12 protein-coding genes are annotated in these 12,088 nt (G+C 34.2%); 11 read left to right on the forward strand and 1 reads right to left on the reverse strand.

Translation table 11 applies throughout. The annotated features are described in order from the left end of the window. The first annotated feature begins 40 nt into the window (after positions 1-40). From IEV15_RS09110 to IEV15_RS09160, 11 genes are all read left to right on the forward strand, one after another. Positions 41-859 carry a prohibitin family protein gene (locus tag IEV15_RS09110; RefSeq protein ID WP_188362214.1) on the forward strand — a complete coding sequence of 273 codons (819 nt, stop codon included), beginning with the start codon at positions 41-43 and terminating at the stop codon, positions 857-859. A gap of 239 nt (positions 860-1,098) precedes the next feature. Further along, a complete protein-coding gene (hisG, locus tag IEV15_RS09115; RefSeq protein WP_188362215.1) occupies positions 1,099-1,956 on the forward strand; it encodes an ATP phosphoribosyltransferase in 858 nt (285 codons plus the stop codon). Positions 1,957-2,041: 85 nt separating this feature from the next. Further along, on the forward strand, positions 2,042-3,331 hold the full coding sequence (hisD, locus tag IEV15_RS09120; protein WP_188362216.1) for a histidinol dehydrogenase: 1,290 nt from the start codon (positions 2,042-2,044) through the stop codon (positions 3,329-3,331). After that, positions 3,324-4,385 carry a histidinol-phosphate transaminase gene (gene hisC / locus IEV15_RS09125; RefSeq protein ID WP_188362217.1) on the forward strand — a complete coding sequence of 354 codons (1,062 nt, stop codon included), beginning with the start codon at positions 3,324-3,326 and terminating at the stop codon, positions 4,383-4,385. The genes hisD and hisC overlap by 8 nt, the downstream gene beginning before the upstream one ends. Before the next feature lies 1 nt (position 4,386). Beyond that, the gene (gene hisB / locus IEV15_RS09130) at positions 4,387-5,523 is read left to right on the forward strand and encodes a bifunctional histidinol-phosphatase/imidazoleglycerol-phosphate dehydratase HisB (protein ID WP_188362218.1); all 1,137 of its coding nucleotides are present in this window, start codon (positions 4,387-4,389) and stop codon (positions 5,521-5,523) included. Between the two features lie 139 nt (positions 5,524-5,662). Continuing rightward, complete coding sequence (gene hisH, locus IEV15_RS09135) at positions 5,663-6,244, forward strand: imidazole glycerol phosphate synthase subunit HisH (RefSeq protein ID WP_188362219.1); 582 nt, start codon at positions 5,663-5,665, stop codon at positions 6,242-6,244. Between the two features lie 86 nt (positions 6,245-6,330). After that, positions 6,331-7,056, forward strand: coding sequence for a 1-(5-phosphoribosyl)-5-[(5-phosphoribosylamino)methylideneamino]imidazole-4-carboxamide isomerase (hisA, locus tag IEV15_RS09140; RefSeq protein ID WP_188362220.1), 726 nt, complete (start codon positions 6,331-6,333; stop codon positions 7,054-7,056). Positions 7,057-7,085: 29 nt separating this feature from the next. Next, positions 7,086-7,844 (forward strand): imidazole glycerol phosphate synthase subunit HisF, encoded by a 759-nt coding sequence (hisF, locus tag IEV15_RS09145; RefSeq protein WP_188362221.1) that lies wholly within the window; start codon positions 7,086-7,088, stop codon positions 7,842-7,844. A 2-nt stretch (positions 7,845-7,846) separates the two neighbouring features. Next, positions 7,847-8,443: a bifunctional phosphoribosyl-AMP cyclohydrolase/phosphoribosyl-ATP diphosphatase HisIE gene (hisIE, locus tag IEV15_RS09150; protein WP_188362222.1), complete on the forward strand. Its 597-nt coding sequence runs from the start codon at positions 7,847-7,849 to the stop codon at positions 8,441-8,443. Between the two features lie 64 nt (positions 8,444-8,507). Then, complete coding sequence (locus IEV15_RS09155; RefSeq protein ID WP_188362223.1) at positions 8,508-10,385, forward strand: alpha-amylase family protein; 1,878 nt, start codon at positions 8,508-8,510, stop codon at positions 10,383-10,385. A gap of 115 nt (positions 10,386-10,500) precedes the next feature. Continuing rightward, complete coding sequence (locus tag IEV15_RS09160; protein WP_188362224.1) at positions 10,501-11,079, forward strand: porin family protein; 579 nt, start codon at positions 10,501-10,503, stop codon at positions 11,077-11,079. A 2-nt stretch (positions 11,080-11,081) separates the two neighbouring features. On the opposite strand, the gene IEV15_RS09165 is transcribed toward IEV15_RS09160, so the two are convergent. Beyond that, complete coding sequence (locus IEV15_RS09165; protein ID WP_188362225.1) at positions 11,082-11,963, reverse strand: L,D-transpeptidase; 882 nt, start codon at positions 11,961-11,963, stop codon at positions 11,082-11,084. Positions 11,964-12,088 lie beyond the last annotated feature (125 nt).

Raw genomic sequence — 12,088 nt, forward strand, 5'->3', positions numbered from 1 at the left:
GTATTTCATTTTGTATCTTTATCAAAATCAAAAAAATATCATGAACAAAGAATTCAATCCTAAAATTATTCCAATGATTATTGGAATAATCGTCTTACTTATTTTTCTTTTTAAATCAACTGTTACGATTGGATCGGGAGAAGCAGGCGTTTTATATAAAACATTTTCTGATGGTGTGGTAACTAATGAACCACCTTTGGGCGAAGGCTTTCACATTGTAGCTCCTTGGAACAAAGTGTTTATCTATGAAGTTCGCCAACAAGAATTGTCGGAACAAATGCAGGTATTGTCATCCAATGGTTTGGAAATCAAACTCGATGCTACGGCTTGGTTTCATCCTCAATATGAATTTACAGGAAAATTACATCAGGAAAAAGGCGAAAATTATATCGAAAGAGTGATTCGTCCTGCTATTCGTTCTGCCGCTAGAAGTGTGGTGGGAAGATATACTCCGGAACAACTGTATTCTACCAAAAGAGATGCTATTCAAGATGAGATTTTCACGGAAACGAAAAAGATTTTAGCCAATCAATACATTCAATTGAACGAAATTTTAGTACGTGATGTTACGTTGCCTTCTACAATCAAAACGGCCATTGAAACCAAATTAAAACAGGAACAAGAAAGTTTGGAATACGAATTCCGTTTAGAAAAAGCTCAAAAAGAAGCGGAACGCCAACGTATTGAAGCAGAAGGAAAAGCGAAAGCCAACCAAATTTTAAGTGCTTCACTAACCGATAAAATTTTGCAAGAAAAAGGCATTCAAGCCACCATTGAATTGTCTAAGTCTCAAAATTCGAAAGTAATTGTAATTGGTTCTGGGAAAGACGGAATGCCGATTATTTTGGGGAATCAGTAGTTCAACAAATCACAAAGTTTCTAAATTTTTTGTTTTCTAAAAATTTAAGTCGTTACATTTGCAACATCAAAACAGAAAAAATGTTTTCAATTCAATTACATCATCATCATCACACCTCCGCTCAAGCGAAGTAATGATGTTATGTAATTAATTCATATATCTAAAACCCGTTTGAGTACATCAAACGGGTTTTTTGTTGCTCTCCGCTTTGGTGTACTCATTTTAAAAAAAAACAAAAAATGAACACCTTAAAAATTGCGATTCAAAAATCAGGTCGACTCAACGAAGAAAGTCTTCAAATTCTAAAAGATTGTGGAATTTCCATTAACAATGGCAACGACCAACTCAAAGCTGAAGCATCAAATTTCCCGTTAGAAATCTTGTTTTTACGAAATTCAGACATTCCACAATATCTCATCGATGGAGTGGTTGATGCCGCCATTGTTGGTGATAATCTTTTAGTTGAAAAAGGTCAGAACATCACAGTTGCCGAGAAATTAGGTTTTTCTAAATGCCGCGTTTCAGTGGCCGTTCCTAAAAATTTTCAGTACAATTCTATTCAAGATTTGAATAATTTGCGAGTGGCGACATCTTATCCTACAACGGTTTTAAACTTTTTTAAGTCGAAAAACATTTCGATTGATATTCACCAAATTTCCGGTTCGGTTGAAATTGCTCCGAACATCGGTTTGTCAGATGCAATTGTGGATATCGTTTCCAGCGGAAGTACTTTATTCAAAAATAACCTGAAAGAAGTAGAAGTCATTCTGAAAAGTGAAGCTGTTCTAGCCGTTTCGCCAACAATTTCAAAAGAAAATCAAGAAATTTTAAATAAGCTTCAATTCCGAATTCAATCCGTACTCAAAGCCAGAAAATCCAAATACATTTTGATGAATGTGCCGAATGATAAAATTCAAGAAGTCAGCCAAATTCTTCCGGTTTTAAAAAGTCCAACCATTATGCCGTTAGCAGAATCGGGGTGGAGCAGCCTTCACTCTGTCATCGAAGAAGATACTTTTTGGGAAGTCATCGATCAACTTAAATCCGCCGGAGCAGAAGGAATTTTGGTTTGCCCGATTGAAAAGATGGTTTTGTGATAAAGTGATTAGTAATTAGTGAATAGTAATTAGTCTTAATGAAACTTAATGAAAACACCCTTAATACCTTAATGTTAAAATAAAAATGAAAAAATATAAAAATCCACCCCAATCCCAATGGTCAACGTTAACCCAACGACCCACCCAATCATTCGCCGAAATTGAAGAAACAGTTAAATCCATTTTCAAAGAAATTCAAACCAAAGGCGATACAGCAGTTGCAAAATATACTTCGTTGTTTGACGGAATTAAATTAGAAAATTTTCTCGTCACGGAAAATGAAATCAAAGAAGCAGAAAAGCAAGTTTTAACCGAAATAAAAGATGCAATCGCTTTAGCAAAATCAACTATTTACAAATTTCATTCAGCTCAAAAAACAAGCAAAATTGAAGTAGAAACCACCAAAGGCGTTTTTTGTTGGCAAGAAAAACGACCCATTCAAAAAGTCGGTTTATACATCCCTGGAGGAACGGCTCCGTTATTTTCAACGGTTTTGATGTTAGCTATTCCTGCTCAAATTGCAGGTTGTGACGAAATCATTTTATGTTCACCACCGGATAAAAACGGAAAAGTAAATCCCGCAATTTTGTATGCCGCCAATTTATGTGGTGTGACAAAAATATACAAAGTAGGTGGAATCCAGGCCATAGCAGCTTTGACTTTTGGCACAGAAACGATTCCGAAAGTATATAAAATTTTCGGTCCCGGAAATCAATTTGTCACGGTGGCGAAGCAAGTAGCAACCCAATTCGGAACAGCCATCGATATGCCTGCAGGACCAAGTGAGTTATTGATTTATGCCGATAATTCAGCAATTCCTGCTTTTGTTGCCTCCGATTTATTGAGTCAAGCTGAGCACGGAACCGATAGTCAAGTAATCTTGGTTTCCAATTCTCAAAAATTAATTGACGAAGTAGAGAAAGAAATTGAAAATCAAATTCAAGTTTTATCTCGCAAAGAAATTGCTCAAAAAGCGATTGATAATTCCAAATTAATTTTTATTGAAAAGGAGAATGATGCATTGGATTTTATCAATGAATATGCACCCGAACATTTTATTATTTGTTCCAAAAACGAAGTGTACTTTATCAACGGAATTCAAAATGCCGGTTCTGTTTTTATTGGAAATTTCACGCCCGAAAGTGCCGGCGATTATGCTTCCGGAACCAATCACACCTTACCAACAAACGGGTTTTCAAAGAATTATTCCGGTGTAAATCTCGATAGTTTTTCAAAAGCTATTACGTTTCAAAAAATTTCTGAACAAGGTTTGAAAAACATCGGAAATGCTATCGAAATTATGGCGGATGCCGAAGGTTTACAAGCCCACAAAAATGCAGTTACATTACGACTTAATGCTTTAAAAAATGAGTAGAAATATAGAAATAAATAGTTTGTTTTCGGTTCAGAATTTAGTTCGAAAGAACATTCTCAATATGAAATCCTATTCATCTGCACGAGATGAATTCAAAGAATTTGAAACCAATTTGATTTTTTTGGATGCGAATGAAAATCCGTTTTCAAATGGGTACAATCGCTATCCCGATCCGCAACAAAAGTTATTGAAAGCAGTTTTAGCGAAACAAAAAAAGGTTTCTTTAAACCAAATTTTACTAGGAAATGGCAGCGATGAAGTGCTCGATTTGCTTTTTCGTACGTTTTGCGAACCCAATCAAGACAACATCATCACTTTGCCACCAACGTACGGAATGTATGGTGTTTTAGCCGATTTGAATGCCATTGAAAACAAAGAAATTTTGTTAACCAATGATTTTGAGCCTAATGTGGATGAAATTTTGAATGCTGTTTCAGAAAACACAAAAATTATCTTTTTATGTTCGCCAAATAACCCAACCGGAAATTCGTTTTCAGATGAAAGTATTTTGTATTTATTGAAGAATTTCAATGGTTTGGTAGTTTTGGACGAAGCTTACATCGATTTTTCATCCAAACAAAGTTGGTTGTCAGAGCTGAATGATTTTCCTAATTTAGTAATCGTTCAAACGTTGTCAAAAGCCTATGGTCTAGCCGGACTTCGAATCGGAATAGCCTATGCTTCGGAAGAAATTATTTCTATTCTGAATAAAATCAAACCACCATACAATTTGAATACGGCTTCACAGGAAATTGCAATGAAAAAGTTAAGTCAAAATACCTTAACCGCACAAGTAAAAAAGATTGTTTCAGAACGGGAAAATGTCATTAAATCATTAAAAGCGATTAATTTTATTAAACAAATTTTTCCTTCCGATGCCAATTTTATTTTAATAAAAGTAGATGATGCAAACTTGAGATATAATCAATTAATTCAAGCCGGAATTGTGATTCGAAACCGAAGTAATCAGCAATTATGCGAAAACTGTCTTCGAATTACCATCGGAACAAAAGAAGAAAACAATCAATTAATTACAACTTTAAAATCACTTTAAAATGGCACAAAAAATTTTATTTATTGATCGTGATGGAACCATCATTAAAGAAACAACTGATGAACAAATTGATGCGTTTGATAAGGTGACTTTCTATCCAAAATCATTAACATATTTAAGCAAAATTGCCTCGGAATTAGATTTTGAATTAGTGATGATAACCAATCAAGATGGTTTGGGAACACCAAATTTTCCTGAAGAAACTTTTTGGCCTTTGCATAATTTCATTTTAAAAACATTTGAAAATGAAGGAGTTGTGTTTGATGAAGTTTTAATTGATAAAACGTTTCCGCACGAAAATGCTCCTACCCGAAAACCAGGAATTGGTTTGTTGCAAAAGTATTTTTCTGCTGACTATGATTTAGAAAATTCATTCGTTATCGGCGATCGTTTAACGGATGTTGAATTGGCTAAAAACCTTGGTTCAAAGGCGATTTTCATCAATGATAATACCAATTTGGGTACGAATGAGATTTCCGTCAAACGGGAAGAATTGAATTCAATTATTGCGTTAGAAACAAATGATTGGAAGCAAATTTATGAGTTTTTGAAATTAGAAAGTAGAACGGCTTCAATTTATCGTAAAACTAATGAAACCGAAATTGCCATCACTTTAAATTTAGATGGAATTGGAAAAAGTAACATTCGAACCGGATTAGCATTTTTCGATCATATGCTCGATCAACTTTCCAGACACGGGCAAATGGATTTGGATATTCAAGTCAAAGGCGATTTGCAAGTAGATGAACACCACACAATTGAAGATACAGCCATTGCATTAGGCGAAGTTTTTGCGAAAGCATTAGGGAACAAATTAGGTATCGAACGTTACGGATTTTGTCTCCCAATGGATGATTGTTTGGCTCAAGTTGCCATCGATTTTGGAGGTCGTTCGTGGTTGATGTGGCAAGCACCTTTTAAACGTGAAAAAATTGGTGATATGCCAACCGAAATGTTTTTTCACTTTTTCAAATCGTTTGCCGATGGTGCCAAAGCCAACCTAAACATCAAAGCGGAAGGTTTTAACGAACACCATAAAATTGAAGCGATTTTTAAAGCTTTCGCTAAAGCTATCAAATCTGCTGTAAAAAGAGATTCGGAGAAAATGATTTTACCAAGTACAAAAGGAATGTTATAATTTTTTTGACATTAAGGTATTAAGGTTGATTTCATTAAGATTCATTAAGCAAATGAATGATTTAATCTTAATGAAAATCCTTAATGAAACTTAAAATCTTAATGGTTCAAATTTTTAAATCTTAAATTTTCGTATGAAAATGAAAATAGCAATAATAGACTACGGTGCCGGAAATATAAAAAGCATTCAATTTGCCTTGAATCGATTAGGTTTTGAAGGTATTTTGACAAACAATCCAAACGAAATTTGTTCTGCCGATAAAGTCATTTTTCCCGGTGTTGGCGAAGCAAGTTCGGCGATGAAGAAACTTAAAATTAGTGGTTTAGATAAATTAATCCCTACATTAAAACAGCCGGTTCTAGGAATTTGTTTAGGAATGCAATTAATGTGCAATCACACAGAAGAAAGCGATACCAAAGGTTTAGGAATTTTTGATACGAATGTTGTTCAATTTTCCAACCTAGTCAAAGTGCCACATATGGGATGGAATGACATAAAAACTGCCGATGAAGAGCAGTTTTTCTGCCGAGCATCAACAGGTTTTATGTATTTCGTGCACAGTTTTTATGCCGAAATCTGCCAAGAAACCATTGCCACGACACATTATTTAACTGATTTTTCAGCGGCATTGCAGAAAGATAATTTTTATGGTGTTCAATTTCACCCTGAAAAAAGTGGAATGGTTGGTGAACAAATACTCAAAAACTTTTTAAATCTATAAAATAATAGGAACACAGATTTAAGAAATGATAAAAATTTTTAAAATTCCTCAAATTATATCAATCTGCGTTCAAAAAACATTCAAAAATGAAAATTATCCCTGCTATCGACATCATCGACGGAAAGTGCGTTCGACTTTCCAAAGGAAATTATGATACCAAAAAAATATACAACGAAAATCCGTTAGAAGTTGCCAATTTATTTGAAGCTCACGGCATAACTAATTTACATTTAGTCGATTTAGATGGAGCAAAATCCGGACAAATTATTAATTATAAAGTCTTAGAAAAAATTGCTTCAAATACTAATTTGAAAATCGATTTTGGAGGTGGATTAAAAACTAACAAAGATGTTGAAATTGCTTTTGAATGTGGAGCGAATCAAATTACCGGAGGAAGTATTGCTGTAAAAAATCCAAGTTTATTTGAAGAATGGATTCAGCGTTTTGGGAATGAGAAAATCATTCTCGGAGCCGATGTTTTAAATGGAAAAATTGCTGTTTCGGGTTGGCAAGAAGAAAGTTTGGAAGATCTAATTCCCTTCATAAAAAACTATCAAACCAAAGGAATTCAATTGGTTATTTGCACTGATATTTCTAAAGACGGCATGCTTGAAGGACCAAGTTTTGAATTGTATAAAACGATTTTAATGGAAGTTAAAAATATAAAATTAATTGCTTCCGGCGGAATATCAACATTTGATGAATTGCCAAAATTAGCTGAGTTAGGTTGTCAAGGCGTTATCATCGGAAAAGCGATTTATGAAAACCAAATTTCTTTAAAACAACTGGAAAATTTCATCACAAAGTCTTAATACTTTAATACTATTATCTTAATACTCCAATGCTAACAAAAAGAATAATCCCCTGCCTCGACATCAAAAACGGACGAACCGTAAAAGGCATCAATTTTTTAGAATTAAAAGATGCCGGAGATCCGGTTGAATTGGCTTTGAAATATAGTTTGGAAGGTGCCGATGAATTGGTTTTTTTAGATATTTCTGCTACGGAAGAACGCAGGAAAACATTGGTTCAACTCGTTCAAAAAGTGGCTCAAACGATTACTATTCCGTTTACAGTTGGTGGCGGAATTTCATCTGTTGAAGATGTAGAACTATTGTTGAAAAATGGAGCAGATAAAATTTCCATCAATTCGTCTGCAGTTAAAAATCCGAAACTGATTTCAGAAATTTCTAAAAACTTCGGAAGTCAATGTGTGGTGGTTGCTATTGATGCGAAATTAATCAATGAAAATTGGAAAGTCCATTTAGTTGGCGGAAAAGTCGCCACCGAATTGGATTTATTTGATTGGGCAAAAAAAGTGGAAGAATTAGGAGCAGGCGAAATTTTATTTACCTCAATGAACAATGACGGAACAAAAAATGGTTTTGCCAATGAAGCTTTGGCTCAATTATCCAAAACAGTAAATCTCCCCATTATTGCGTCGGGTGGAGCAGGAACTTTGCAACATTTTGAAGAAGCTTTTTCCATCGGAAATGCCGATGCAGCTTTGGCAGCCAGCGTTTTTCATTACAATGAAATTTCAATCCCAAATTTAAAAAAATATTTAAAAACAGCCGGAATTCCGGTAAGAATCCAATAAGTATGAAACTTGATTTTACTAAAAATATCGACGCATTAATCCCAGCCATCATCCAAGATGCAACAACTAATACAGTTTTAATGTTGGGCTACATGAACGAAGAAGCTTATCACCAAACGATTTCAACTCAAAAAGTCACGTTCTTCAGTCGAACCAAAAATCGCTTGTGGACAAAAGGTGAAGAAAGCGGAAACTTTCTCAATCTCGTTTCAATGGAAGCTGATTGCGACAATGATACGCTTTTAATACAGGTAATTCCAACCGGTCCGGTTTGTCATACGGGAGCCGATACTTGTTGGCAACAACCAAACAAAACAAAGTTTGGATTTTTATCAGAGTTAGAAAATACGATCCAAGTTCGTAAAGAAAATGGTAAAAATGAAACAAGTTATGTTGCTTCTTTATTTGCGAAAGGAATCAATAAAATTGCCCAGAAAGTAGGCGAGGAGGCAATTGAAATGATCATAGAAGCCAAAGATTCCAACGATGCTTTATTTTTGAATGAAAGTGCCGATTTGCTTTTTCATTACTTGATTTTATTACACGCAAAAGGATTTGAATTGAATGATATTGTTGAAATTTTGAAGCAAAGACGCTAATTACTATTGACTATTTACCAATTACTAAAAATTCGTATATTTAGACCTTTAAAAAGTAAATTCTATGCTCAAAAAATCAGCGGTTGCTCTTAGCACCATCATCTTATTCTCAACTTTATCCTGCGAACAAAAAAATATGAAGGCCCAAACAGAAACGGTAACTGAATCCAATTCAGAACATAAAATTGTTGTATATCAAGTTTTTACACGATTATTTGGAAACACAAACGCTACCAACAAACCGTGGGGAACAATCGAAGAAAATGGCGTTGGGAAATTTAATGATTTTACTGATAAAGCTCTTCAGGAAATAAAGGATTTGGGCGTGACACACATTTGGTACACCGGTGTTCCGCATCACGCTTTGATCAATGATTACACAAAATATGACATTTCTAATGATGATCCTGATGTGGTGAAAGGTCGTGCCGGTTCGCCATATGCCGTGAAAGATTATTATAATGTAAATCCTGATTTGGCAGTGGATCCGACAAAACGATTAGAAGAATTTGAAGCGTTGATTGAACGAACACACAAAAACGGTTTGAAAGTTGTAATCGATATTGTTCCTAATCACATTGCCAGAAAATATGAAGGAAAAACGAATCCGAAAGCTGTGAAAGATTTTGGAGTGGATGATGATAAATCAGTGGAATACAAACGAAATAATAACTTTTATTATATTCCAAATTCAAAATTTGAAGTACCAACCGATGCAAATTACAAACCTTTAGATGGCGAAAAACATCCGTTATCAGATGGAAAATTTGAAGAAATCCCCGCCAAATGGACCGGAAATGGTTCTCGATTAGCTAAACCAGATATTAATGATTGGTATGAAACGGTCAAAATTAATTATGGCGTAAAACCGGATGGAAGCAAAGATTTTCCATCATTACCAGAAGGTTTTGATAAAAAAGATTACAAAGCTCACGCTGATTTTTGGAAAGGAAAAGACGTGCCGGATTCTTGGAAAAAGTTTAAAGACATCACCCATTATTGGATAGATAAAGGTGTGGATGGTTTTCGATATGATATGGCTGAAATGGTTCCGGTGGAATTCTGGAGTTATATGAATTCCTCCATCAAAATGAAAAATCCTAATGCGTTTTTGTTGGCAGAAGTTTATAATCCCGGTGAATACAGAAATTATATTCACTTAGGAAAAATGGATTATTTGTATGATAAAGTACAAATGTATGACACGTTAAAAAACATCGTTCAAGGTCGCGGTTTACCTAAAAATATCTCAGGTATTCGTGAAGATTTGAAAGACATCGAACACCACATGTTACACTTTTTAGACAACCATGACGAACAACGTTTGGCGAGTCCGCAGTTTGCCGGAGATGCTAAAAAAGGAAAACCGTTGATGGTGGTTTCGGCAACAATCAGTTCGTCGCCAACGATGATTTATTTTGGTCAGGAAGTGGGCGAACCGGGTGCTCTTGATGCCGGTTTTGGAAAAAATTCACGCACCTCCATTTTTGATTATGTTGGAGTTCCGCATCATCAACGTTGGATGAATGATGGAAAATTTGATGGCGGACAATTAAAACCAGAAGAAAAAGAATTGCGTGATTTTTATAAACGATTGTTGAATTTTACCTTAAAAAGTAATGCTTTGATGGGTGAATTCGAGCAAATTCATGATGCTAACCTCGAAGCAGGTTTAGGTTACGATTTTGGATTGTACTCTTATGCCAGATGGAGTGATGACGAACGACTAATTATTATCGCAAATTTCAATCAAAATACTCCAGTAGAATGCACGGTTATTGTGCCATCTGGTCTAATAAAAAAAATGAGTCTTAAAGATGGTAGTTATTCCTTAAAAGATCAATTATACGGGAAAGCCACAACTAAAATGCAAGTTGTAAAAGGAATAGGAAAGTTTGTTTTGAAGATTACTCCAAACGAAAGTTTTATTTTTAAGATTTAGAGTTATATCATCACCTGATAGGTTTTAAAATACTGTCAGGTTTATTTTTGGTTTAAAAACATTTAAGAAAAGATAGGTTTATATCTTTGAAAAAAATCACCATTAAAAGAAAACTATGAAAAACACCATCACCCAATTTTCAATGCTAATTTTTTTGTTAGTCGCTACTAGCGGTTTTGCTCAAAAAGATTTCTACGTTGGTTTAAAAGCAGGAGGAAACCTTAGTGGATTTACTACGAATGACTTTTTAAGTACTGATGTTTTTGGACTACAAGTTGGAGCTATAGGTGTTAAAAATTTTAATCGAAATTTTGCAGCTCAAGTTGAAGTAGTGTTCAATCAAAAAGGAGGTATTTTTGAAATTCCTTTTTCAGATTCCAATCCTGAAATAAAGTTGAATTATATAAGTGTGCCCATTCTGGGAAAAACCTATTTAAGCAATAATATTACTTTTGAATTGGGTCCGGAAATTGGTTTTTTAGTATCAAAATCAACAACTTCAGTAGGAGGGTTTGCAGGTTTAGATCAGATTAAATCTCTGGATTTAGGAGCTTCAGCGGGTTTTAGTTTTCAATTTTACAGTGGTTTGGTTATTCAAACCCGATATACGTATGGACTTTCTAAACTGGTTGATGGAAGTGATTATAGAAATTCCTATATCAACTTGTCTGTTGGTCATTTTTTTAAAAAATAGGTTTATTTCGTAGCTTTTTCAGCAAGAATTGAAGTTCTGTTTTCTTGTTCTTTTATAATTTCAGACAGGTAGTTGGATACCAAATTTTCCAATTCTTTTTCAGAAATATCATTTGCTTTTGGTTTGTTAATTAATTCTAACCAAGGTGATTTTCCATCAAAATCATAGTCACCAAAAACGATGACAGGAATTCCTTTGGCTTGAACAGTATTGGCATCTTTCAAAATCCATTCGTCAGCCCAATCATACATCCATTTGGCATCATTTTCCAATAAACGCAAACAGGAATGTGAAGCCGGATAACCGGGCAATTCATATTGATGCCAACCTACGCCTTCTTCATTTTCAATATTAAAATTCCAACGCAAAATCCATTCATCATCCACGGTGCTTTGTACTTCTTCACCTTTCCAATTGGTAAAAAACAAACCGGTTGGTGTTTTGTGAGCTTTTGAACCCAAACTGGTTGGTCCCCATTTTACTAATTCGCCATATTCATACAATCCATAAGCTTGAATAGGATAGGAGAAAATAGCAATTTTCGGCACATCAAATAGATTTTTTACGGTATATGGAAAAGGGGAATAGGCCAAAAAATCATCATCAAATTTATCAGGTACAATTAAACTGTCGGCTTTTGGCAATGTTGATTTGTCAATTCGGTTTAATGAGACAATGGTTGTTATTTCACTTCCTGAAAATTTAGATTTAAAAATTTTTCGAATAGAATCGTTTTTTAATGACCAAATTGAATAGGTAAAATCTTGCGGTTTATCATATTTTCTTTCAGGAACCGGATGTTCTTTTTTAACTTCTTTTTCGTTTTGACAAGAGATAAGAAGTGAAATAATTATAAGGAATACTGTATGTTTTAAACTATTCATAGGTTTAATTTTTTGGGGAATTGTGAATAATTATAAATGTAGTTAATTTGAATTTGAAATTATTTTTATCACCTTTCTTTTAAACATACTTTAACTTTTATCATGAAAATCTCATTGGAAATTTT

Source organism: Flavobacterium orientale (genome assembly GCF_014638005.1).
Taxonomy (GTDB): domain Bacteria; phylum Bacteroidota; class Bacteroidia; order Flavobacteriales; family Flavobacteriaceae; genus Flavobacterium; species Flavobacterium orientale.

Excerpts from the sequence above, each read along its gene's own strand:
- IEV15_RS09165 (WP_188362225.1), bottom strand. The coding sequence starts at position 11,963 with ATGAATAGTTTAAAACATACAGTATTCCTTATAATTATTTCACTTCTT.
- IEV15_RS09160 (WP_188362224.1), top strand. The coding sequence starts at position 10,501 with ATGAAAAACACCATCACCCAATTTTCAATGCTAATTTTTTTGTTAGTC.
- IEV15_RS09155 (WP_188362223.1), top strand. The coding sequence starts at position 8,508 with ATGCTCAAAAAATCAGCGGTTGCTCTTAGCACCATCATCTTATTCTCA.
- hisA (WP_188362220.1), top strand. The coding sequence starts at position 6,331 with ATGAAAATTATCCCTGCTATCGACATCATCGACGGAAAGTGCGTTCGA.
- hisG (WP_188362215.1), top strand. The coding sequence starts at position 1,099 with ATGAACACCTTAAAAATTGCGATTCAAAAATCAGGTCGACTCAACGAA.
- hisD (WP_188362216.1), top strand. The coding sequence starts at position 2,042 with ATGAAAAAATATAAAAATCCACCCCAATCCCAATGGTCAACGTTAACC.
- hisC (WP_188362217.1), top strand. The coding sequence starts at position 3,324 with ATGAGTAGAAATATAGAAATAAATAGTTTGTTTTCGGTTCAGAATTTA.
- hisB (WP_188362218.1), top strand. The coding sequence starts at position 4,387 with ATGGCACAAAAAATTTTATTTATTGATCGTGATGGAACCATCATTAAA.
- hisH (WP_188362219.1), top strand. The coding sequence starts at position 5,663 with ATGAAAATAGCAATAATAGACTACGGTGCCGGAAATATAAAAAGCATT.
- IEV15_RS09110 (WP_188362214.1), top strand. The coding sequence starts at position 41 with ATGAACAAAGAATTCAATCCTAAAATTATTCCAATGATTATTGGAATA.
- hisIE (WP_188362222.1), top strand. The coding sequence starts at position 7,847 with ATGAAACTTGATTTTACTAAAAATATCGACGCATTAATCCCAGCCATC.
- hisF (WP_188362221.1), top strand. The coding sequence starts at position 7,086 with ATGCTAACAAAAAGAATAATCCCCTGCCTCGACATCAAAAACGGACGA.